The organism is Embleya sp. NPDC008237, from assembly GCF_042956465.1.
Classification (GTDB): domain Bacteria; phylum Actinomycetota; class Actinomycetes; order Streptomycetales; family Streptomycetaceae; genus Embleya.
This window is the reverse complement of sequence record NZ_JBIBGL010000005.1, coordinates 70,130-92,986: the sequence shown is the minus strand read 5'-3', so window position 1 is coordinate 92,986 and position 22,857 is coordinate 70,130. Positions and strand designations below refer to the sequence as shown.

Genomic DNA, 22,857 nt, shown 5'->3' with positions numbered 1-22,857 from the left:
GCGGGGGGGGGGGGCGGGGCCGGGGGGGGTCGCGGCCGGTGTGGGGGGCCGGGACGGGGCGGGGGCCGGGGGGCGGGGGCGGGCCCGGGCCCCCCGGCCGGCCACGGCACACCCGGCGTACGCGTCGCCGTCCGCATCTCGACCGGCGCTCGCCCACGTACGCCGCCGGTCCGCCCGGCGCCGACACCCCGTCGGTACGCACCCGAGGAGTTCACGGCCATCCAGGAATCCCACCTCCGGATCCACCAGGACCCGAGTCCGGCCCACCGGGCGCCGCCCGCCGAGGGCGCCCCGCCCCGCCGGCGTGCGTTCGGCCTGTTCCGTCGTCGGACCCGGGAGGCGGGCGAGCCGCCGCCGACCATGGCGCAGCTCTACCACGCGCACCGGATCCGCCTGGTGCGCCTGGCCACGCTGCTGGTGGACGACCAGGAGACCGCCGAGGACGTGGTGCAGGAGGCGTTCACGGCGGCCTTCCGTCGTTACGGCGCGCGCCTGGGCGAACTCGACGACCCACCCGCCTACCTGCGGCGCTGCGTGGTCAACGGCGCCCGGTCGGTGCTGCGCCGACGGCGCACCGCCCGGGCCTGGATACCGCCGGTGCCGCCGCCGGTGGCCTCGCCCGAGGACGATGCGCTGCGGGCCGAACGCGACCGGCGGCTGCGGCACGCGCTGGGGCGGCTGACCGGCAGGCAACGTGAGGTGCTGGTGTTGCGCTATTGGGAGAACCTCAGCGAGAGCGAGATCGCCGGCACGCTGGGCATCCCGTCCGGCACCGTGAAATCCACCGCGAGCCGCGGACTGACCGCGCTGCACCGGTTGCTTATGGAGGACGACGCGTGACCCGACACGGTGCCGAACCCCTGCGCTCGGGCACGCCCGAGCATGCCGCGCTGGAGGCCGAACTGCGCGACTGGATGGGCCGGCGGGCGGACGCGGTGACCGCCGAGACGCTGCGGACCCGGGACGTGCCGCTGCCGGCCGGGACGGTGCGCGGGCGGCGCGTCCCGCTGCGCCTGGCGCTGCCGGTGGCGGCGCTGGCCGTGGTCGCGGCCGGATGGGCCGTGCTCGGCTCGACCGCAGGCTCGGATGCCCCGCTCCCGGTGCGGGTGCCGCCGGCCGCACCCGCACCGCAGACCGACGCGCCGACGCCGAACACGTCCCCGCCCGCACCCCTCGCGACGGCGCCGTCGTCGGCGAGCGTGGCACCGGTGAATCCGTCGGCCGCCACGGTTCCCCCGTCCGTACCTCCGCCCGACACCCCGCCCGACACGCCCCGGACCCCGAGCACCGACAACCCGAGGCGGACCTCGCCGCCGGCCGCCGGCGACGGCAGGCGCATCGGCTGAGCGACGGGCCCGCCTCGCGGCGCGCGACCGACGGTCCCCGGAGCCCGGTGGATGTCCGCCGACCGGGCGGGTGGCCCGAGGCGTTCGCCGCGCCCCCGTGCGAAGTCCCGCTCCGGCGCGGCGATTACGGCTTGCCGGCCCGGCGGCGCGTTCGGATGACGCGGCAACTTTCCCGCAGAGAGGGAAGGTTGTCCTTCCTCCGGACTACCGCTCCCGCAATCGGCGATCTACTCTGCGGAGATGACAGATGTTGCGCCTGGGGTGCGTGGGACCAGAATGGCGGAGCCGATACCCAACCGGGACACGGACACGGACGAACCGATCCGGATGATCGTGGTGCGCAACGTGCGCATGCTCGCCCGGCGGGACGGCTACACGGACGGCGCCATCGGAGAGGCGCTGGGCCACGGCCGGTCCTGGGCGTGGCGCCGATTCACCGGCGAACTGCCCTTCGACCTCAACGATGTGGAGCGCCTGGCCCAGCTCTTCCAGGTGGAACCGGCGCACCTGCTCGCCCCCGCCCACACGTGGGCTCCGGACCCGGCCCGAAGGGTTGTCTCATGAGCACCGACCGTCGCCCGAGCAGTCGGCGCAACCGAACCGACGCCAAGCACCGCATCGAACGGGTCGCCGCACGGCCCGCCCGACACAACGACGGCGCCTCCGTACCGGCCATGTCCTCGGAGGTGATCGAGGCCGCGCTCTACCGCGCGGCCGAGGGCAGCCACTCGGCGCAGGCGACCACGTACATCCTCACCGAGGAGGGCTCGTTCGTACGCCGCCCCGAGCTGTACGCGGTCTGTCTGGACTGGTCCGACGACGGCCGCTACGCGGCAGTGCGCTGGCGGACGCTGCGCGAAGTGGTCACCGCCCCCGACGCGCCGTTCCCGCCGGGGGCGTTGCGCACGATGCTGCTGCTGTGCTGTTCGCTGCACGACGACGGCCCGGCACCGCTGTCCCAACTGTCCCTGCTCGACTCGACCAACGCACGGATCGTGTCCCGCGGGATCCACATCGCCACCGGCGCCCTGCCCCTGCGTCAGGCCCTGGGCAACACACCGTGACCCGACCGGCGTCGCCGGGGGGCCGGTGCGCCGACTCGTGCCGGCGGGTACCGCAGCGTGCCGAGTCGAGCACGGCCGTCCGGCCCCGGACACGGCCCGATTCGGTCCCCGGGCCGGGCTCACCCTCGGAGGATGCGCGTGCGCGACGGGGCCCGGGGCGCGGCCCCGCCAGGGAACGTGTGTATGGTGCATGGATCGGGTGTGTCGTCGACACCCGCCGCGCGAGACGCACCGGAAGGACGTGACATGACCGTTGGGATTGCGACCGACTCCCCGGCCGGCACCGCTCTCGTCGAGGAGACCGCCGGTGTCGCCGTGCCCGCGGGGGGCGAACTGCCCGTCGGCTCCGCCCTGTTCGCCGGGCCGGAACCGGACGTCGAGGACCGGGACGGATCGCCGACCGCGAGCGACACGCGGGCGATGTCCAGGGTGCTCTTCGACCGCCTGAAGGCGCTGGAGGAGGGCACACCCGAACGCCAGTACGTGCGCAACACCCTGATCGAACTGAATCTCCCGCTGGTGCGATTCGTCGCGGCCCGCTACCGCTCACGCCGGGAGGAGACGCAGGAGATCCTCCAGGTCGGCACGATCGGCCTGATCAAGGCGATCGACCGCTTCGACCCGGCCTTCGGGTACGAGTTCCCCACGTTCGCGGTGCCCACCATCTCGGGCGAGATCAAGCGCTTCTTCCGGGACCACACCTGGGCCGTGCACGTGCCGCGTCGACTTCAGGAACTGCGCCTGGAACTCGCCGAGGCCCGGGACGCGTTCACCGCCGAGCACGATCGCGAACCCACCGCGGCCGAACTCGCCGCGCACCTGGACCTGGACGTCGCGCAGGTGACCGAGGGCCTGACCGCGGCGGCCGGGTACACCGCCGACTCGCTGGACGCCCCCGCCGGCGACGACGGGCCCCTTCAGGCGCATGCGGCGCGGGCCTCGTTCGTCGATCCCGGCTTCGCCCGAGTCGAGGAACTGCACGCGCTCAAGCCCCTGATAGCCGCCCTCCCGGAACGCGAGCGGACCATCCTGGCGTTGCGCTTCGGCCGGGAACTGACCCAGTCGCAGATCGCCGAACGGCTCGGCATTTCCCAGATGCACGTCTCCCGGCTGCTCGTTCGCACCCTGGCAGGTCTGCGCACCGGCCTGCTCGCCGACTGACCGGAACGAGCCGAGGTCACTGCGGGCGGCGCGGTCGCGCCCCGGCCGGGACGCGAACACACCGCGCCCCGGCCGGGGGTTCGTCAGGCCAGGGCCGATCGCGCCTCGACCGTGGTGCGATACGCCGCCAGGTCACCCACCGAGATCAGATGCAGGTCCTCCCGCTCGGCCAGCGCGATCAGATCGCCCAGGCGGGCCATGCTCCAGTCCGCGAGCACCACTTCGCACATCGCGGTGACTCCGGACAACCCGGCGAGCCGGGACAGGTCCACCCCCGCCTCGGTGTGCCCGTCTCGTGCCAACACGCCGCCGGGCACCGCCCGGATCGGGAACACGTGGCCCGGGCGGCCCAGGTCGTCCGGTCGGGTCCCCGGGTCGGCCAACGCCCGGATGGTACGCGCCCGTTCGGCCGCGGAAATGCCGGTGGTGGCGCCCTCCTTCAGGTCCACCGAGACGGTGAACGCGGTCTCGTGCAGGCCGGTGTTCCGCGTCGTCATCGGCGGCAACTCCAGTCGGGTCAGCGCCTCGTCCGGCATGGCCACGCAGACCACCCCGGCGGTGTTCGCCAACATGAACCGCATGGCCGCCTCGGTCGTGTGCTCCGCGGCCACCATCAGGTCGCCCTCGTTCTCACGGGATTCGTCGTCGAAGACGATCACGAACGCCCCTCGGGCGAACGCCTCGATCGCCCGAGCCACCTTCGCCGAGCGCTCGACCGTCGGGCCGGAGTGCTGCTCGTGGATCTGCTCTGTCATGCGTACTCTCCTGTGGTTTGCGCAACGACCGCGCCCGAGGAGGGAATCGGTCGCACGCGTGGTTCTCGTGCCAAGGAGGGGCCGCCCCGGCGGGCAGGCGTTCGGACGCATGCCACCGGGGACGGCCACGGCGTACGGGAGCATCCGGATCCGACAACGGCCCGTTCTCCCGTGCGCCGACGCCGTTCCGGGAGAGCGAGCACGTTCGGTCCGCGCTCGGGCAGCGCCCGACCGCGGGAATCGACGTGTCGCCGCGCACTGCCTTCCATCCGGACTTTCACCGTCGGTCCCGGAGTTTCACCGGGTCAACCGGCCGCCGGCTGCGGTCGGGTCGCGGACTGTCACCGCCGGTTCGGAATTGCACCGATCCCGGAGCGCGCGAACACTCACGGTGAGTCTTCCACGACCCACGGCCGCGCCGATACGTGTCCCGCATCACCAACTCCGGCCCATCGACCGGATCGACCGACCCGTTGGTCGGTACGGATGGTCGCGGAGGTCGTATCCGCGCCGGGAATCGGGCGGCTGCGCGGCCAACCCGGGCTTCCACGGCCCGCCGCAGCCGCCCGTCGCGGCGAGATCGGAGCACCGCACGCGCACACCGCCCGAGGCCGGGCGTCACCCGCGCGGCCCAGGGGCCCGACCGGGGATTCTCCCTGCTCGGGCGCCCACGGACGCCGGATCGACCCGGGACCGGCGGCCCCTGGGAGTGCAGGGTGGGCCGGCAGCGGATTACATGGTGAGGTCGATGGATCTCACGACACGGGAGCGGACATGCACGTGATGAGAGCGGTCCAGGACGCACAGAGCGTGGTGTGGCACGCGATGGAGAGCGAGGACGTCGCATTGTGCGGCGTGACCCTGCCGCCCGGTCGGGACGTGGACGGCACCCGCCGACGGGAGACGTTCTGCGTTCCCTGTATGAGCGAGGTCGAGCGGACCATGCGCCCCGTCGACAGTTCCGACGACCGCGCGGACGAGGGGACACCGGTCTGACCCGTGACACGCCCTGGGGGCGCCGCGCCGGCGGCGCCCCCAGGCATGATGCGGGCCGAACGTTCTCGGGCGGGCGGTGCGCCGCGGGCGGGCGCCCCGTCGATGGACACGGTTCCAAGGAGTGCACGATGGTGCGTGCGATTCCGGGGCGCGCGGTGGTCCCCGTACTGCGTTCGACAGGCCGCGGATCCGCGTTCGGCGCGGGCACCGCGGCCGGTGTCCGGGCGTGATCACCTTCGGGGTCGAGGAGGAGTACCTCCTCGTGAATCCCGCCGACGGTCGGCCGATGCCGGTCGCCGAGGCGGTCCGGGCGGCGGTGGACCTGCAGCCGGCGGTGTCCGGCGGCGAGGTCCAGCCCGAGTTGTTGCAGGTGCAGGTCGAGGTGGCGACGCCGGTGTGCGCGACCCTCGACGAGGTCGGCGGACACCTGCTGCGGCTGCGCCACTCGGTGGCCGTGGCGGCCGAACAGGCGGGATGCCGGCTCGTCGCCTCCGGCACCGCACCCTTCGGCCCCGACATCCCGGTCGGAGTCACCGACGACGCGCGCTATCGCCTGCTGCACTCGGACGCCCCGCGCCTGGTCGACGAGATGTTCGTCAACGGCATGCACGTACACGTCGCCGTGCCCGACCGGGACGCGGGCGTGACCGTGCTCAATCGGCTGCGCCCCTGGCTGCCCCTGCTGGTCGCGATGGCCGCGAACTCGCCGCTGTGGGAGGGCGGGGACACCGGCTTCGCGAGTTGGCGCACCATCGTCTTCGGCCGCTGGTCGATCGCCGGGGTGCCGCCCCACTTCGTCGACGCGGCCGACTACGACCGCCGGATCGAGAATCTGCTGACCGCGGGCGTCCTGCGCGACCGGGCCAGGGTCTACTGGCAGGTCCGGCTCTCCGACCGCTACCCCACCGTCGAGATCCGCGCCATGGACGTGCAACTGCGGGCCGAGGACGCGGTGATGCTCGCCGGGCTGGTCCGGGCCCTGGTCACCCAGGTGCTGCGGGACGCGACGGCCGGGCAACTGTCGTCCCGACCCGCACCCGAGTTCGTCTCGGCGGCCCAGTGGCACGCCGCGCGGCACGGCCTGACCGATGCGCTGATCGACCCGCACGCGCCGCGCCGGCTCAAGGCCGGTGAACTGGTGGGCCGGTTGATGGAGTACGTCGCCCCGGCGCTGGCGGACACCGGGGACGCCCGTCAGATCGATGCGCTGGTGCACCGACTGCTGCGGGAGGGAACGGGGGCCGATCGACAGCGGGAGGCATTCCGGCGCGGCGGCCGGGACGCGCTGCTGGGCCTGTTGGTGTCCGAGTCGATGTCCACCCACGGATGATCGCGCAAGCGCCGTGTTGCCGGGCGGGTCGCGGCGCCGGGGCTCGGACACGGCAGGGAGCGGCGCGGGTCGGGCGCGGAGTGCGTACGGCATTCGGGTGATATATCGGGGTCGGACTCTGGTCGGGACCCGGGCGCGGTGGGACGCTGGGCCGGTGATGTCGAGCTACCGGTTGTTGGTTGCACGAGTGTTGGCCGAGACGAACCGCACCGACTCATGGCGGGTATGGCACGGCGATCCCTGGTGCATGGTGTCGCCTCCCGGGCACGTACGACGGCGCCAGGGTTGGAAGTTGCACCTGTCGGCCACCGCCCGATCCGCGCCGGACGTGTTGGAGCGCGCGGCCCGGGTTCTCGTCGCCCACGGCTGTGCGTTCAAGTTCGCGGCCGATCCGGACGTCGCCGCCGAGCTGAACGCGGTCCGGGCCGCCCGGGCCCGGTCCGGCAAGTTCATCACCGCATATCCGGCCGACGACGAGCAACTGGTGCTACTCGCCGCGGAGTTGCATGCGGCGACCGAGGGTCTGCCGGGGCCGGCCATTCTCTCGGACCGGCGCTATCGGCCGGGCAGCGTGGTGCACTACCGGTTCGGCTGCTTCGCCCGCCCTCGCGAACTCAACGACGAGGGCTTCTACGAGGGCCGATTGCAGGCACCCGACGGCACGTCGGAGCCGGACCGCCGCGAGGCCTGGTTCTCGCCGCCGCCCTGGGCGGTGGACCCGCTGGCCGTGCCGGGCCCGCGGCACTTCGGGCGGCGGCGCGGCGACTCGGTCCTGCTCGCGCGCCGCTATCGGGTCCGCGAGGCGATCCGGCATTCCAACCGGGGCGGGGTCTACCGGGCACACGACGAGCGCACCGGCGAACAGGTCCTGATCAAGGAGGCCCGTCCGCACGTCGGAGCCGGGCCCGACGGGCGCGACGCCCGGGACTGGTTGCGGCACGAGGCACAGGTGTTGACCCGCCTCGCGCCGCGCCGGATCGCACCCGAGCCGCGCGAGGTGTTCGACAGCGCCGGGCACGTCTTCCTGGTCGAGGAGCTGATCGAGGGCATCAGCCTGACCCGGTGGACCGCGGACCGACTGGAGCGCCGACACGGCGACGACGGCCGCATCCCGGTCGCAGCAGGTTGGGAACTGGCCCGCGAACTCACCCGGTTGCTGGCCCAGGTGCACGCCGAGTCGTTGGTGCTGCGGGACTTCAAGCCGGGCAACGTGATGATGACGCCCAAGGACTGCCCGATGCTGGTGGACCTGGAGAGCGCGGTCGCGGTCGGGAGCAGGGTTCCGGCGGTCGGCACCCGCGGCTTCACCGCACCCGAGTACCTGGGCGCGGCCGGATCCGAACGGGCCGTTCCGGCGGCGGACTTCGCGGCGGACTGCTTCAGTCTGGGCGCCACCCTGCTCCAGGTCGGCGCCGGGATCAACCCCGTGCTGGCCGCCGAGAGCGCACCCGCGCGCCCCGTCGGCGAGCGGATCGCCGCGATCGTCGCAGCCGCCGCGCCCGCGTTGCCGATGTTGCGCGCCCTGGCCCCGTTGATCGTCGGGCTCACCGGCGAGGTCGCCCGGCGATGGACGCTGGAACAGGCCGCCGATTTCCTGCGGGCGGAACCCGACCCGACCCGACCGCTCGGGATCCGGCCGCCCGCCCCGGTCGATCCCGACCGCCTGCTGACGGACGGGCCTGCCCACCTGGCGGACACGATGGACCCGGACGCCGAGTATCTTTGGCCCGCCCCGCGCTCGTTGCCGGACGGCGATCCGTGCAACGTGCAACTCGGCGCGGCCGGTGTGCTCGCGGTGTTGGACCGGGCCGTGCGGTGCGGTCGGCGCGATGCGGAGCCGGCGCTGCGCACCGCCGCGCACTGGCTCGATCGCCGGTTGACCCGACCGGACCGGGTGCTGCCCGGGCTGTACTTCGGGCGCTCCGGCACGGCGTGGGCGCTGTACGAGGCGGCCCGGACGCTGGCCGACGACGCGTTGGCCGAGCGCGCGGCGGCCTACGCCCTGGCCATCCCGCTGATCGGCACCAACCCCGACGTGTGCCACGGTCTGGCCGGGGCGGGCACGGCCCAGTTGCACCTGTGGCACGCCACCGGTGACCGGCGGTTCGCCGAGCGGGCCGGGCAGTGCGCGGACGCCGTGCTGCGATTGCTCGCGGCCGCCGAGGCCGGGGTGGACTGGCCGGTGGGTCCCGAGGTGCGCGCCGAGCTGGCCGGGTCGGCGCTGTACGGCTTCGGCCACGGAGTGGCCGGCAACGCGACGTTCCTGCTGTCGGCGGGCCGGGACCTGGACCGGCCCGAGCTGATCGACATCGCGGTCGGCGGCGCGCACGCGCTCGCGGCGGTCGCCGATCGGCGCGGGGGCGTGGTGATGTGGCCGAAGGGGCCGGGGCGCACCGAGCGACCGGGACTGGACTTTTGGTGCAATGGAACGTCCGGCGTCGGCACGTTCCTGGTCCGGCTGTGGCAGGTCACCGGCACGGAGCGCTGGCTCGATCTGGCCGAGGGGGCGGCGTGCGCGGTGTATGCCGATCGCTGGCGGATCGGGCCCGGCTCGTGCCATGGCGTGGCCGGCAACGCCGAGTTGCTGCTCGATCTGTACGCGGCCACCGGGGACGAGCGCCACCGGTCCCGGGCGCACGAACTCGGCGGCTGTATCGCGGTGCGCGCCGCCCACCGGCACGGCCGGTGGCTCGTCCCGGACGACACGATGCGCGAGATGTGCGCCGCGTACGGCGTCGGGATGGCCGGCGTGTTGGATTTCCTGCTCCGCCTGGAACACGGCGGACCTCGTTCGTGGCTGGTCGACCGGCCGGCCACCGGGCACGACCGAGACCCCCGGAAAGGGGAGATGAGGCATGGAGAGCTCCGTTCTGGAACTTCAGGAACTGCCGGAGACCGATGAACAGCAGGACCTCGAACCGATGATGTGTTGCGACACGGGTCACCACAGCTACGAGTGGACCGACCTGTGCGTGGCGGCACTCGACTGATCGACCGTCGGGGGTTTCGTGGGGGGGGGGCGGCCCCCCCCCCCCCCCCGGGGGGGGGGCCCGGGCCGCGGCGGGGGGGGGCGGGGTGTCGGGACGTGCCGGGGGCGCACGGGGGACGCCGGCGGTGTCGGGGCCGATCGCGGTCGCCGCGCTGGAGCGGGTCGCGCTGCTGGCCGGGCGACCGGCGGCCACGCCGCGACGGGTGCGGCACGACCTGGGCGGCGGGGGTGCCGGGTTGGCCGTGGTGTGCCGACAGCTGGATCGGTGGCGGCCCGGTCGGGGGTGGGACGCGACGGCCGAGAGCTGGTTGGCGGCGGCGGACGCGGGCGCCGACCGGCCGCAGGTCACCGCGTCCGGTCTGTTCGGCGGCCTGGGCGGCCCGGTGTTCGCCGCCTGGGTGCTCGGACACGAGCGGCCGATGGCCGCGGCGGCGGCCGGACGATCCGGCGTCGAGCCGCGCGGCGGGCGCGAACTCGACCTGATCTCCGGCCTCACCGGGACCTGTACGAACCTGCTGGGTCGCGCCGCCGAGCCCGCCGCCGGGGCGGCGCTGCGCGCGGGGCTCGCCGTGTTGTGCCGGTCCGCCGAGCCGGGGGAGTGGGCGGAACCGGGTCTTGCGCACGGCATCGCCGGTCCGCTGGCCCTGCTGTCGCTGGCCCATGCGGCGGAGGTGCGGGTGAGCGGGCAGCGCGCCGCGATCGAGCGCATGGCCGGCCTGCTCGGCGAGTACCGGCGGGACGACGCATGGGGGCCCGACTGGTCGGCCGGCAGCGCCGACGCCCGATCCGTACACGGCTCCTGGTGTGCGGGTGCGCCCGGCATCGCGCGGGCGTTGTGGTTGGCCGGGAACGCCCTGGACGACGCCGCGATGCGCACACTGGCGGTCGACGCGCTGGCGGCCGTGCTGGCCCGGCCGGCCCGGCAGCGGTCGGTCGACCGGGCGCCGGGCCTTTGTCACGGACTCGCCGGGCTGCTCCAGATCACCGTGCGCTTTGCGCACGACACGGGCGACGCGATGCTGCGGGCCGCGGCCACCCGGCTGACCGAGGAGCTGCTCGTGCGCCACCCGACGCCCGCAGACGCGGGCCCGGGCCTGCTGGAGGGTGCCGGCGGGGTGATCCTCGCGTTGCTCGCCGCCACCACGGCGACACCGCCACTGTGGGACCGGGCCCTGCTCCTCGGATAGGGCGTGTCCCCGATTCCCCGGCGCCACGACGCGGGATCGACGACACGCTCCGGGGGCCGGTGCCCGGGTTCAGGAACCGTTGTCGAGGGGGCGGAGGAAGCGGCGTTCGTAGCGCTTGATGCAGCCGGTGTCGCGGGCCAGTCGGATGGCCGCCTGGCAGTCGGGGTCGGTGGCGCTGTCGGTGCGGTACTGCTCGTACGCGGCGAAACCGGGGAAGGAGAAGAGCGCGTAGGCGATGTCGCTGTCGCCCTCGCTGGGCAGGAAGTAGCCGTGGTGCGTGCCGCCGAAGCGGTTGACCAGGCCCACCCAGCGGCGACCGTACTCCTCGAAGTCGGCCAGCTTGTCGGCGTCGATCTCGTACTTGAGATGAATGGTGATCACGCCCACATGATGCAGTGTCGCGACTCGCGCCGCGAGCACGGCCCGGGGGTCGCCGACCCGGTGCGGGGGCGGCGACCCGATCGGGGCGGTGTCACAGGTCGGTCGCGATGATCTTCTCGATGTTGCGTTCGGCGAGGGCGGTGATGGTGACGAAGGGGTTCACGCTGGTGTTTCCCGGGATCAGTGCGCCGTCGATCACGTACAGGCCGGAATAGCCGTACAGACGCCCGTAGTTGTCGGTGGCCTTGGTCAACACCGCACCGCCGAGCGGGTGGTATGTGAGGTGGTCGCCCCAGATCTTGTACGCGCCGAAGAGGTCGGTCCGATAGATCGTCCCCTCCTTCGCGTTGATCTTGTCGAAGATGGTCTTGGCCATGTCGATCGAGGGCTGCTTCCAGGCGGCCTGCCAGTTCAGTTCGACCTTGCCGGTCGCGGCGTTCCAGGAGAACCGGGCCCGGTTGGGGTTCTTGGTGATCGACAGATAGAACGAGGCGTAGGTCTCGATGCCGGTGGGCAGCGGGGCGACCTCGGCGAACGCGCCGCCGGCGTTCCAGTTGTCGATGCCGCCGGTGGGAATGGACGCCTGGAGGGAACCGGTGGGATCCCACAGGTGGTTGGCGCGCCCGCACATCACGTTGCCGTTGTCCCCCCAGCCCTGGCCGATCTCGGCATTGAGGTTGGGCAGCGCGCCGGTGGCCTTGAGCCGGACCAGCAGTTTGCTGGTGCCGACGCTGCCGGCGGCGAAGAAGACCTTGTCGGCGGTGACGGTCTTGGTGAGCGTGGTGGCGCCGGTGGTGTCGATCTGGTCGATCGTCACGGTGTAGCCGCCGCCGGCCGCGGGGGAGACCGAAGTGACCTTGTGCAGTGCGGAGATGGTGACCCGACCGGTCTCCTTGATGCGGGCGAGGTAGGTCTTCTGCAGCGACTTCTTGCCGTAGTTGTTGCCGTAGAGGATCTCGCCGGCCAGCGCGGACTTGGGGACGGCGCCGGCGGCCTCCTGCTTCATGTAGTTCCAGTCGTACACGGTGGGTACGAAGACGAACGGGAAACCGGCGCGCTGGGCATGCTTGCGGCCGACTCGGGCGTATTGGTAGCAGGCGGTGCTCTCGAACCAGGCCGGGTCGATGGTGGCCGCCCCGAGTCCGGCGTTGGCGCGCGGGTAGTAGGTGTTGTACATCTCGTCGGCGTTGACCGAGGGGAGGATGGCGCCGAAGTTCTCCCGCTTGGGCGTGACCGCCATGCCGCCGTTGACCAGCGAGCCGCCGCCGACGCCTCGGCCCTGGTAGACGGTGATGCCGGCGAACTCCTCGGCGTCCAGGATGCCGGTGTACTTGGGGATGTCCCGGTCGATCGGGAAACCGAGGAAATTGCTCAGCGGCTGCTTGGTCTTGGTGCGAAGCCAGAAGGAACGGGCGTCGGGGGAGGTGGTGTTGGCGAAGATCTTGCCGTCCGGGCCGGGGGTGTCCCAGGACATGCCCATCTCGATCATGTGTACGTCGACGCCGGCCTGGGCCAGTCGCAGTGCGGCGACGGAGCCGCCGTAGCCGGTGCCGATCACCAGGGCCGGCACGTGTGCCCCGGCGGGAATCGAGGCGGCCGAGGGAGCCGCCGTCGGCTGGGCTGCCGAGGCGCGGCCGGCCACGGCCGCGACGCCCAGGATGGAACCTGTTCCTGCAATGAAAGTGCGGCGCGAGAAACCCTTGAAACCGTTACGGTGCATGGCGGAATCGCTCATGTGACGTTCCTCACTCTGGGACGGAGTGAGAACAAGTTCTAGGCGTGAATGCGTGACAAGTCACGGCATACTCGTGAGTAACTTGCTATTGGGGTAGGGGAGTTGCCCGCGGATCGCGGAGCGTCGGTGTGCGGTCACGGAAACGACCCCGAAACATCCGACTCGTTGTCCGGAAGCGGGGTCGGAGGGGTCGAGTCGGGGCCCGCGCTCGACCGCTCGCGGGACGCGGATCCGGGTGGCTCCGGGCGCGGGGAACGCTCGGCTTCGTTCGTCCCCCGCGCGGGCGCGCTGCGATACGACCGCCGATCGGCTACGACTGCCGTCAGTTCGGTCGCCACTCCAGCAACCGGCCGGGCCAGGGCGGCTGTCCGGGACGGTCCACGAAGAAGGTCGCGGTGGGAGTGAAGCCCAATGCTTCGTACTGCCGGACGAGGGCGCCGTCGCCGCCGGCATAGCAGTCCACCCGGACCAGACCGGCGTCCCGGACGGCCGCCTCGCGGCGCACGTCCCGGATCAGCGCGGCGCCGACCCCCGCTCCGGCGAAGCGGCGGTCGGTGACCAGCAGGTTGACGAACCACTCGGGTTCGTCGACCGCGGGGACATAGGCGGAGGGCGTGTTCGAGGCGACGCAGACGCCGGCGGGCTCGCCGTCGATCTCGGCCAGCCGAACGTGCCCGTTGCGCAGGACCGTCTCCACGTGGTCCACGGCCTCGGGGCGGGTGGACCACGGTTCGGTGCCCCATTGGCCCTCGCGGCCGTCGGCGACCAGCCAGGCCACCGCGCGATCGAGCATGCCCAGGACGATCGGCAGGACGGTGGTGTCCACGGTGCGTATGTGTATGTGACGTGATGTGCGGATGTCGTGTTCCCCGGTGATACCGGACCTCCTGCTCCTCGACCCGGTCGTCGGACGCGGCCGACCGGGCACGACGGTGCGCCGCGCGGATGCCCGACGCCCGAGGATCGTCGCAGGCCGGGCCGGTTCCGGCGAGTGTCACCGGCCGCGGAAGCCGGTGCGATCGTGCGTGCGGGTCCGGCGCGGTTGCGCCGGTGCCCGGAGGTGGCTCCGCGGTACGAGCGCGGGCGGGGTCAGGAAGGTGACGGCTCGCCCGGCTCCGCATGCAGGTGCCGGACGAAGCTCAGGCCGGGGCGGCCGTTGAGGTCGAGTTCGCCGGTGGGGCTGAATCCGGTTCGGGCCAGGACGGTTCGTGAGCCGATGTTGTCGAGCGTGGTGATGGCGCGCAGCGTGGCCAGGCCGTATTCCGTGCGGGCGAGCGTGCAGACCTCGCGGACCGCGCGCGTGGCCAGTCCGCGGCCGGCGGCCCGTTCGGCGATCCGGTAGCCGAGGTCGGCCGCACCGTCCGCCACGTCGATCAGGTTGACCCGACCCACGATTTCGCCGTCCGGGTCGACCAGGACGTGGAAGTGGTGCAGCCCCGAAGCCTGTTCGGCGAGCAGTTCGTGGTGGCGCTCGGTGAAGTGCGCGAAGTAGTGGTCGCCCCGGTCGGAGATCGACGCTGCGAAGTAGGCCCGGTTGCGCTGCTCGAAATCGAGCAGGGCCGGGGCGTGGTCGAGGCGCAGGCGCTGAAACCGGGTCATGGCCCCATGGTGGCATGCGATTTGTGCGAAGGCGCAGGTGGGACGATGGTTGCAACGCGAACTACAACGCGAACTGCAACGCGAGCCGCAGCGGAATGTGGAACGCGAGAGGGTACGGGGGAAGGCACGCGGGAAGGTACGGAGGCGGCAGCGGCTGACGGTGCGGGAGACGCGGCGCGGGCCGGAGCGCGCAACGCAGCGGCGGGTGGAACGGGAGCCGGCCTCGGTGCGCCGCGCGAGGTCCGCGTGGCCCCGCGTGGTGTGCGCGTCGGCGTCCGGTGGGTCGCCTCGCCGACTCGGGGGCGGGAACCCGGGCGTCCGCGGGGCGCGATGTTAGGGTCGGTGCGCATTGCATGGGACGAATCGACCTGGAGAGGAACCGGATCATGCCCCGAAAGACCAGCGGTCCCAACGGAGTTCGTCCCATCAATGCAGCCGCGGGAGCCACTGGCCGTCATGAACCACTTGAACATCGGGATCGTCGCGCATGTTGACGCCGGCAAGACCAGTCTGACCGAGCGTCTGCTGTTCGACGCGGGTGTGATCACCCGGATCGGCAGCGTCGACGCGGGCAGCACGCAGACCGACTCGCTCGAACTCGAACGCAGGCGTGGCATCACCATCCAGTCCGCCGTGGTGGCGTTTCGGATCGGCGATCTCCGGGTCAACGTGATCGACACGCCGGGCCACTCCGACTTCGTCTCCGAGGTCGAGCGGGCATTGCGGGTGCTCGACGGCGCCGTGCTCGTGATCTCCGCGGTCGAGGGTGTCCAGGCCCGAACGCGCGTACTGATCCGTTCACTTGCCCGTCTGCGCATTCCCGTTCTGGTATTCGTCAACAAGATCGACCGCCGCGACGCGCGCTATGACGACGTGCTCGCAGCGATCGCCGCCGAACTGGGCCCGAACTGCGTCGCGATGGGCTCGGTCGACGACATCGGCACCCCCGGCGCGCGTTTCACGCCGTTCACCGGCACCGACGCGCGGTTCACCGCCCGACTCGCGGAGGCCTTCGCCGACCACGGCGACGCGTTCGTGGATTCCTATCTCGACGACCGGATCACCCTCACCGAGGCCGACTACCGGCGCGAGTTGACGCGTCACGTCGAACACGCCTGGGCCTACCCGGTGTTCTTCGGCTCCGCGATCACCGGCGAAGGTGTCGACCACCTCGTCCGCGGCATCGCCGAACTGCTGCCCCGAGTGGGCGCGGAGGCGGCCGAGGAGCCGTTGCGCGCGGTGGTGCTCAAGATCGAGCGTGGTCGCGCGGGGGAGAAGATCGCCTACGTCCGCATCCGGAGCGGCACCCTTCGCCCGCGTGCGGAGGTCACCCTCCATCGCCGCGACCACGCGGGCGCGGTGGTCGAGCTGACCGGGCGAACCTCCGCGATCCAGGTGTTCGACGAGGGCACCCGGCTGCGGGACGCGGACGCGATCGCGGGCACCATCGCCAAGGTCCGGGGCCTGGCGGAGGCGCGGGTGGGCGACCAACTCGGATCCGCCGACGGGCTGCCCACCCGGGGCCTGTTCGCCCCGCCCACCCTGGAGTCGCAGGTGACGCCGGAGAGCCCCCGGCAGCGGCCCGCGCTCTACGCCGCACTGCAACGCATTGCCGAGCAGGATCCGATGATCGACGTGCGCGGGGACGAGGAGACCGGGGCGATCTCGGTGCGCCTGTACGGCGAGGTGCAGAAGGAGGTGATCGGCGCGACGCTGGCCGACACGTTCGGCCTCCGGGTCGCCTTCGAGGAATCCCGTCCGCTGTACTTCGAGAAGCCGGTCGGGGTGGGCGAGGCCGTGCGGGAGATCGCCGGCGACGGGGTGAACTTCTTCTGGGCGACCGTGGGCCTGCGGATCGAACCCGCGGCGCCCGGGGCCGGGATCGTCTTTCGGCTGGGTGTGCGGCTCGGCGGGTTGCCGCTCGCCTTTCACCGGGCGATCGAGGAAGCCGTGCACGGCACACTGCGCCAGGGCGTGCACGGCTGGGAGGTGCTGGACTGTGCGGTGACGCTCACCCGGACCGGCTACGCGAGTCCGATCAGCGCGGCGGGCGACTTCCGCAGCGTGACGCCCCTGGTGGTCGGCGAGGCGCTCAAGCAGGCCGGGACCCGGGTGTTCGAGCCGATCCACCGCTTCGAACTGGAGGCACCCGCGGCGAGCGCGGGCGCGGTCGTCGCACTGCTGACGGGTGCGCGGGCCATCCCCGAGGAGCAGTCCACGCGGGGGGATCGATGCCTGGTGCGGGGCACGATCCCGGCGGCCGAGGTGCACGGGGTCACCCGGCGGCTGCCGGAGGCGACCCGCGGCGAGGGGGTCCTGGTCAGCGAGTTCGACGGCCACCGGCCCTTCACCGGACACCCGATCCCGACCCGCCCGCACACGGGCCCCGATCCGTACGACCACGACCGCTACCTGCTCCACACACTGGGCCGGGTCCCCGGCGCGTGAGGCGAGGGCCGGCACCGGGCGACGGGTGGGGACCATCCGTCGCCCGATGCCCCGGCCGGTACGGGCCCGAAGCGTGTACGGGCCCGTACCGGCGGCCCCGGCTCAGGTGTGCTCGGGGCGCGGGGCGGCCGTGGAGGCCCGGGCGATCAGGCGTGGTGCGAAGCGGTGGTCGACGTGTGGGGTGTGGTAGCCCTGGAGTCGTTGCCACATCGCCGTCGCGATCGCGGTGGACATTTGTTCGATGGGTTGTTGCACGGTGGTCAGCGGCGGGTCGCTGTGCGCCGCGAGATAGGAGTCGTCGTAGCCGACCACCGAGACGTCGTGCGGCACCCGACGGCCGGCCTCGCGCGCGGCCGAGACCACGCCGAGCGCCATCAGGTCGCTGCCGGTGACGATCGCGGTCGCCCCCGCGTCCAGGAGCCGGCGTGCCGCGGCCTGGCCGCCGGTGATCGAGTAGGTGGACTCGACGTACAACGCGTCGTCGCAGCCGCCGAATGTGGCCGTCATCGCCGCCCGGTAGCCGGCCAGTCGATGCCGGGAAGGGCGATAGAACTCCTCACCGCCCGCCAGCGCGATCCTGGTGTGCCCGAGGCTGTGCAGATGGGCGACCGCCATCGCGGCTCCGGCCGCCTCGTCGGTGGTGACGGTGGACACCGGCAGGCCCGGTACGCCGCCGTTGACCAGGACCATCGCCACGTGCTTGCGATGCAGGTGCCAGTAGAAGCCGTGGTCGGCCTCGGGGTTGGCATGGCGTCCGGAGACCAGGACGAGTCCCTCGATGCCACGCCGTAACAGGGTTTCGATGTAGTCCAGCTCGGTGGGGCCGTGTTTCGTCGAGCTGCCGATCAGGGCGGTCACACCGTACTGACTCAGCCGCGCCTCGATCGCGCCGGCAAGCAGCGCGAAGACCGGGTTCTCCAGCTCCGGGACGACGATGCCCACGAACGGCCGGCCGATCGGTGCGGGCGCGACCATGCCCTGCTCGCGGATGGCGTCCAGGACCCGGGTGCGGGTGTGTTCGGCGACCCCGGGTTTGTCGTTGAGCACCCGGCTCACTGTTGCCGCGCTCACCCCGATCCGGTCGGCGATCCTGCGGACCGAAGGTCGCTCCAGCGTCACGCGACAGTCACCTCTCCCTGTGTCCCGGGCCTCTCCCCGAAGCGTTCGGCGGCGCGGCCCAGGCTATCGAAACGTGTTTCACCGTTGCAACAAAATCTTTGAAACATGTTGCAGAGTGTTGCAGTCGCTCACGGATTGCTTTTACGCTCCTCGGCATTCGACCTGATGAACGGCACGTTTCGGAGTCGCAAACACCATGCACCCACCGGAAACACTCTGTAACACAGTGGCACATCACGACGGTTCGCCGGGATACGTGAGCAACCCGTCGCCGGAACCCGGCGAGCAGGTCGAGCTCTTCGTCCGCACTCGCAGCGCGGCCGGCACCAGGCGCGTGCACGTGCGCACCAAGCTGGACGGCGAACCGGTGTTCACCGAGGCGACGGTGGACCGGGTGGTAGGCGACGAGACCTGGTGGCGGGTCGGCGTCGAGGTCGGCAGCACCGAGTTCGGCTACCGCTTCCTCCTGGACACCCCCGACGGCAACCGCTGGCTCACCGGCGCCGGCATCGCCGCGCGCGACGTGCCCGACACCGGCGACTTCACGCTCACCACCCACCCCGCGCCACCCGCCTGGGCAGCCGACGCGGTGGTCTACCAGATCTTCCCGGACCGCTTCGCCCGCTCCGCCCGGCAGCGCGACGCGGCCATGCCGGACTGGGCCCGCCCCGCCGCGTGGGACGAACCGGTCGGCTGGGGCACCCCCGGCGCACTGCAACAGATGTACGGCGGCGACCTGTGGGGAGTCCTGGACCGGCTCGACCACATCCAGGCCCTCGGCGCCGACGTCCTCTACCTCACGCCGTTCTTCCCGGCCCGCTCCAACCACCGCTACGACGCGACCACCTTCGACCGGGTGGACCCGATGCTCGGCGGCGACGAGGCGCTGCGCGCGCTGACCGCCGAGGCGCACCGACGCGGAATGCGGGTGCTCGGCGACCTGACGCTCAATCACTCCGGGGACGGACACGAGTGGTTCCGCCGCGGACAGGCCGAACCGGACTCCGTCGAGGCGGGCTTCTACTACTTCGACCCCCGGGACCGCGGCCGCTACGCCTCGTTCTGCGGCGTGGACACGCTGCCCAAATTCGACCACGCCTCGGCCGAGCTGCGCGCCCGGCTGTACGAGGGGCCCGACTCGGTGGTCGCCCGATACCCGCGCGACTTCGGCCTGGACGGCTGGCGGATCGACGTCGCACAGTCCGCCGGCCGCTACGGCACCCAGGACCGCAACGCCGAGGTGGCCCGCGCGACCCGGGCCACGCTGGCCGCCGCCGCGCCGGACGCGCTGCTGCTCGCCGAGCACCAGCACGACGCCTCCGCCGCGCTGCGCGGCGACGGCTGGCACGGCACGATGGCCTACTCCGGCTTCACCCGCCCGGTCTGGGGTTGGCTCGCCGACGCACCGCTCACCGAGTTCTGGGGCGTGCCCGGCCCGATCCCCGCCTACGGCGGCGCCGATCTGGCCGCCGTCATGCGCGACTTCGCCGCACTGCTGCCGTGGCGCTCGTACACCCACAACCTGACCCTGCTCGACTCGCACGACACCCAGCGGTTCCGCTCGATGGCCGGCCGCGACCACCAACACCTGGGCGCGGCACTGATGTTCACCCTGCCCGGGCTGCCGATGGTGTTCGCCGGCGACGAGGTCGGCGTGGAGGGCGTGCACCTGGAGGACGGCCGGCGGCCCTTCCCGTGGGACTCCTCCCGCTGGGACCGGGACACCCACCGCACCTATCGCGACCTGATCGCGCTGCGCCGCGAGCATCGTGCGCTGCGCGCGGGCGGCCTGCGCTGGCTGCACTGCGCGGCGGACACCGTGTTGTACGAGCGGTGGTTGCCGGAGGAGACGCTGCTGATCCAGGTCAACCGGGCCGGGCACAGCCCGATCGCGGCGCCGGTGGCGGCGCGGAGTCTGACCGGCGGCCCGGACTTGCGCCCGGGCGAACCGCTGCCCGGCGACGGACCCGCCTTCCACGTCTGGCGGGTGGAGCAGCCGTGACCCGACCCACCCCCGCCGGCCCGCCCGCATCCCCCACCGAGACGGGAGACCACCCGAACATGCCCGCGACCTCGGCCGGCACCGGCGTGATCGAGACGCTGACCGACGTGCGCTCGACGCACCTGGACAACACCCGCGACGTACACGTGTATCTCCCGGCCGGCTACGACCCGCTCGCCGGGCCCTACCCGGTGGTGTGGCTGCACGACGGACAACACGTGTTCGCCCGCACCGGCCCGGAACCCAGCTGGCGGGTCGAGGAGACGCTGGACCGGCTGATCGCCGCCGGCCTGCTGCCGCCGCTGGTGGCGGTGGCCGTGGACAACGGTCGCGACTCGCGCGGCGCCGAGTACAGCCACCACGTGCCCTACCCGCGCGACCCGCGCGCACTGGCCCGCGGCGACCTGTACGAGCGCTTCCTGATCGAGGAGTTGCGCCCGCTGATCGCGGCCCGCTACGCGGTCACCGAGGACCCGGCCGCGACCGCCGTGCTCGGCTCCTCGATGGGCGGCCTGGTCAGCTACCACCTGGCGTTCCGTCGCCCGGACGTGTTCGGCCTGCTCGGGGTGCTCTCGCCGTTCCTGGTCTTCGTCGACCCGGTCACCCTCGACGAGACACCGGTCCACCGGCGGCAGAACGCCCGTGGGCCGGCCCGGATCTGGGCCGACATCGGCGGCATGGAGGGCCTGATCACCGTCCGGCACACCCGCGACCTGGTCGAGCACCTGATCACCGACCTCGGCTACGTGCCGGACCGCGAGGTGCGCTTCCACGAGGATCCACAGGCTCCGCACCACGAGAGCGCGTGGGCCCAACGGGTCGGCAGCGCGCTGCTGCACCTGTTCGGCGACCCCGACGCGCCGCTGACGCAACTGCGGCTGCCCGAGCGGGTCGTGCTCGCCACCGGGCAGGCGGAGGCGAGCGTGGCGCCGGTGGGCGTGCGCGCCGACGGCTGCGTGTACTCGGTGCTCGGCGCCGCATCGTCCTGGACGCCGGCCGACGCGCTGCGTGCGCTCGGCCCGGCTCGGGTGGCGCCGGTACGCCCCGGCGTGGTCGAACTGACCGCGACCGCCGAGGGGCACACCGCGCACGGCACGATCGAGGTGGTCGAGGGCGGCGCGGACGCGCTCCTGGAGGTCACCCTGACCACCGCGGCCGACCTGCCTCCCGAGGAGACCGTGTACTACTCCGGCCTGGTCACCACACGCGTGGCCGCCGGTACGTACCACGGCAGTTGGCGGCTGCCGCGCGGCGTCGGACTCAACGGCGCGGTCGGGCGCGGCTGGCGCTGCGACGGCCTGGACGAGGACGGCATCCCTATCCGCGACCCGTTCCACCACGACGGCGACCGGCAGATCCGGCTGCACGTGCCGGCCTGGAGCGACCCGAACGCCGAGCAGGCGTCGGACATCCACACGCGGCCGGCCGGCGACGCCGACGCGAGCACCCCCGAGGAGGAAACCAAGTGAGATCAAGCCTGTTGCTTCCGGCCGTGCTCGCCGCGACGCTGCTCGCCACCTCATGCGGCGGTGGCGGTGGCAGCGGTGACGGCGACAAGAACACCGCCCCCGCCGCGTCCGGCCCGGCCGCGGCCACCGGATCGCTCACCGTGTGGGCCGACGACGCCCGGGCCAAGCCGCTCCAGGAGATCGCCGCCGCGTTCACCCGGGACAAGGGCGTCAAGGTCAAGGTCGTGCAGAAGGGGCTGGGCGAGATCCGCGACGACTTCGTGTCCCAGGCCCCCACCGGGCAGGGCCCCGACGTCGTGGTCGGCCCGCACGACTGGCTCGGCAAGCTCGTGCACAACGGCGTCCTGGCGCCGCTGGAACCGGGCGACCGCGCCGCGGCGTTCTCCCCGGTCGCACTGGAGGCGATGCGCTACGAGGGTCGCACCTACGGGCTGCCCTACGCGGTGGACAGCATCGCGCTGCTGCGCAACACCGAACTGGCGCCGCAGGCCCCCGCCTCGTTCGAGGAACTGCTCGCCACCGGGCGGCGCCTGGTCGACGAGGGCAAGGCCAAGCTGCCGGTCGCGGTGCCGGTCGATCCCAAGAGCGGATCGCCCTACCACCTCTACCCGTTGCAGACCTCGTTCGACTGCCGGGTGTTCGGCACCGAGCCGGACGGCGCCTACGACCCGGCCAAGCTCGAACTGGACAGCCCCGGTTGCCTGCGCTTCGCCTCCTGGTTGCGCGGGCTGGGCAAGGACGGGGTGATCTCCACCTCGCTCACCGCCGACATCGCCACCGACGCGTTCCTCAAGGGCCGGACCCCCTTCCTGCTCGCCGGCCCGTGGGACGCCGCCACCTTCAAGGCCGCGCACGTCCCGTTCGCGGTGGACCCGGTGCCAGGTGCGGACACCGCGCCGGCCCGGCCGTTCGTCGGCGTCCAGGGCTTCTTCGTCGGGGCCAAGTCGGCCAACCCGATCCTGGCCCAGGACTTCGTGCTGAACTACCTGTCCACCGCGCAGGCCCAGCGTGCGCTGTACGACACCGGCGGCCGGGTCCCGGCCACCACCGCCGTGCTCGACCAGGTGAAGAACGACCCGGTCGTGGCCGGCTTCGCCCGCGCCGCCCAGACCGGCGTGCCCACGCCCAACCTGCCCGCCATGGACAGCGTCTGGGCCGACTGGGGCCTCACCCAACTGGCCATCGTCCAGGGCCGCGGCGACCCGGCGGAGCTGACCACCGCGATGGCCGGCCGCATCCGCGCCAAGATCGCCGCCGGCTGACGCGGAGCGGACGA

Annotated in this window: 20 protein-coding genes and 1 riboswitch; of the genes, 14 read left to right on the top strand and 6 right to left on the bottom strand. The window is 72.6% G+C overall.

Features of this window, described 5'->3' with window-relative positions; translation table 11 throughout:
• Window positions 1–360 precede the first annotated feature (360 nt).
• The 5 genes from ACFZBU_RS14265 (at window position 361) to ACFZBU_RS14245 (ending at window position 3,571) form a co-directional block, all read left to right on the top strand.
• On the top strand, window positions 361–840 hold the full coding sequence (locus ACFZBU_RS14265) for an RNA polymerase sigma factor (protein WP_391583831.1): 480 nt from the start codon (window positions 361–363) through the stop codon (window positions 838–840).
• Window positions 837–1,346 (top strand): hypothetical protein, encoded by a 510-nt coding sequence (locus ACFZBU_RS14260; protein WP_391583830.1) that lies wholly within the window; start codon window positions 837–839, stop codon window positions 1,344–1,346. The genes ACFZBU_RS14265 and ACFZBU_RS14260 overlap by 4 nt, the downstream gene beginning before the upstream one ends.
• 276 nt (window positions 1,347–1,622) lie before the next feature.
• Window positions 1,623–1,910: a helix-turn-helix domain-containing protein gene (locus tag ACFZBU_RS14255; RefSeq protein WP_391583829.1), complete on the top strand. Its 288-nt coding sequence runs from the start codon at window positions 1,623–1,625 to the stop codon at window positions 1,908–1,910.
• Window positions 1,907–2,410, top strand: a complete 504-nt coding sequence (locus tag ACFZBU_RS14250; RefSeq protein WP_391583828.1) for a hypothetical protein — start codon at window positions 1,907–1,909, stop codon at window positions 2,408–2,410. Before ACFZBU_RS14255 ends, ACFZBU_RS14250 begins: the two co-directional genes overlap by 4 nt.
• 246 nt (window positions 2,411–2,656) lie before the next feature.
• Window positions 2,657–3,571 (top strand): SigB/SigF/SigG family RNA polymerase sigma factor, encoded by a 915-nt coding sequence (locus ACFZBU_RS14245; RefSeq protein WP_391583827.1) that lies wholly within the window; start codon window positions 2,657–2,659, stop codon window positions 3,569–3,571.
• Between the two features lie 83 nt (window positions 3,572–3,654).
• Here ACFZBU_RS14245 and ribB read toward each other — a convergent pair whose 3' ends face one another.
• Window positions 3,655–4,326, bottom strand: a complete 672-nt coding sequence (gene ribB / locus ACFZBU_RS14240; RefSeq protein WP_391583826.1) for a 3,4-dihydroxy-2-butanone-4-phosphate synthase — start codon at window positions 4,324–4,326, stop codon at window positions 3,655–3,657.
• A 251-nt stretch (window positions 4,327–4,577) separates the two neighbouring features.
• A riboswitch (FMN riboswitch) is annotated at window positions 4,578–4,708 on the bottom strand.
• Between the two features lie 392 nt (window positions 4,709–5,100).
• Here ribB and ACFZBU_RS14235 point away from each other — a divergent pair.
• The 5 genes from ACFZBU_RS14235 to ACFZBU_RS14215 all read left to right on the top strand — a co-directional run bounded on the left by ACFZBU_RS14235 (window position 5,101) and on the right by ACFZBU_RS14215 (window position 10,828).
• Complete coding sequence (locus ACFZBU_RS14235) at window positions 5,101–5,322, top strand: hypothetical protein (RefSeq protein WP_391583825.1); 222 nt, start codon at window positions 5,101–5,103, stop codon at window positions 5,320–5,322.
• A gap of 226 nt (window positions 5,323–5,548) precedes the next feature.
• Window positions 5,549–6,652, top strand: a complete 1,104-nt coding sequence (locus ACFZBU_RS14230; RefSeq protein ID WP_391583824.1) for a glutamate--cysteine ligase — start codon at window positions 5,549–5,551, stop codon at window positions 6,650–6,652.
• A 157-nt stretch (window positions 6,653–6,809) separates the two neighbouring features.
• Window positions 6,810–9,554, top strand: coding sequence for a class IV lanthionine synthetase LanL (gene lanL / locus ACFZBU_RS14225; RefSeq protein ID WP_391584342.1), 2,745 nt, complete (start codon window positions 6,810–6,812; stop codon window positions 9,552–9,554).
• Window positions 9,508–9,642: a hypothetical protein gene (locus ACFZBU_RS14220; RefSeq protein ID WP_391583823.1), complete on the top strand. Its 135-nt coding sequence runs from the start codon at window positions 9,508–9,510 to the stop codon at window positions 9,640–9,642. The genes lanL and ACFZBU_RS14220 overlap by 47 nt, the downstream gene beginning before the upstream one ends.
• A gap of 124 nt (window positions 9,643–9,766) precedes the next feature.
• Window positions 9,767–10,828, top strand: coding sequence for a lanthionine synthetase LanC family protein (locus ACFZBU_RS14215; RefSeq protein ID WP_391583822.1), 1,062 nt, complete (start codon window positions 9,767–9,769; stop codon window positions 10,826–10,828).
• A gap of 69 nt (window positions 10,829–10,897) precedes the next feature.
• Here the strand turns inward: ACFZBU_RS14215 and ACFZBU_RS14210 are convergent, their stop codons facing one another.
• From ACFZBU_RS14210 to ACFZBU_RS14195, 4 genes are all read right to left on the bottom strand, one after another.
• Entirely contained in the window at window positions 10,898–11,209 is a 312-nt protein-coding gene (locus ACFZBU_RS14210; protein ID WP_391583821.1) for an NIPSNAP family protein, read from the bottom strand.
• Window positions 11,210–11,300: 91 nt separating this feature from the next.
• Window positions 11,301–12,944: a GMC oxidoreductase gene (locus tag ACFZBU_RS14205; RefSeq protein WP_391583820.1), complete on the bottom strand. Its 1,644-nt coding sequence runs from the start codon at window positions 12,942–12,944 to the stop codon at window positions 11,301–11,303.
• 322 nt (window positions 12,945–13,266) lie between these two features.
• Window positions 13,267–13,770, bottom strand: coding sequence for a GNAT family N-acetyltransferase (locus ACFZBU_RS14200; protein WP_391583819.1), 504 nt, complete (start codon window positions 13,768–13,770; stop codon window positions 13,267–13,269).
• Between the two features lie 263 nt (window positions 13,771–14,033).
• Complete coding sequence (locus ACFZBU_RS14195; RefSeq protein WP_391583818.1) at window positions 14,034–14,543, bottom strand: GNAT family N-acetyltransferase; 510 nt, start codon at window positions 14,541–14,543, stop codon at window positions 14,034–14,036.
• Window positions 14,544–14,999: 456 nt separating this feature from the next.
• Between ACFZBU_RS14195 and ACFZBU_RS14190 the strand changes: the two genes are divergently transcribed.
• Window positions 15,000–16,991, top strand: coding sequence for a GTP-binding protein (locus ACFZBU_RS14190; protein ID WP_391583817.1), 1,992 nt, complete (start codon window positions 15,000–15,002; stop codon window positions 16,989–16,991).
• 102 nt (window positions 16,992–17,093) lie between these two features.
• Here ACFZBU_RS14190 and ACFZBU_RS14185 read toward each other — a convergent pair whose 3' ends face one another.
• The gene (locus ACFZBU_RS14185) at window positions 17,094–18,110 is read right to left on the bottom strand and encodes a LacI family DNA-binding transcriptional regulator (protein WP_391583816.1); all 1,017 of its coding nucleotides are present in this window, start codon (window positions 18,108–18,110) and stop codon (window positions 17,094–17,096) included.
• 256 nt (window positions 18,111–18,366) lie between these two features.
• Here ACFZBU_RS14185 and ACFZBU_RS14180 point away from each other — a divergent pair, with 256 nt between their 5' ends.
• Genes ACFZBU_RS14180 through ACFZBU_RS14170 form a run of 3 tightly spaced genes read left to right on the top strand, consistent with a single transcriptional unit; the run spans window position 18,367 to window position 22,843 of the window.
• Window positions 18,367–20,112, top strand: a complete 1,746-nt coding sequence (locus tag ACFZBU_RS14180) for a glycoside hydrolase family 13 protein (RefSeq protein ID WP_391583815.1) — start codon at window positions 18,367–18,369, stop codon at window positions 20,110–20,112.
• Entirely contained in the window at window positions 20,109–21,581 is a 1,473-nt protein-coding gene (locus tag ACFZBU_RS14175; protein WP_391583814.1) for an alpha/beta hydrolase, read from the top strand. Before ACFZBU_RS14180 ends, ACFZBU_RS14175 begins: the two co-directional genes overlap by 4 nt.
• Window positions 21,578–22,843 (top strand): extracellular solute-binding protein, encoded by a 1,266-nt coding sequence (locus ACFZBU_RS14170; protein ID WP_391583813.1) that lies wholly within the window; start codon window positions 21,578–21,580, stop codon window positions 22,841–22,843. Before ACFZBU_RS14175 ends, ACFZBU_RS14170 begins: the two co-directional genes overlap by 4 nt.
• Window positions 22,844–22,857: the final 14 nt, after the last annotated feature.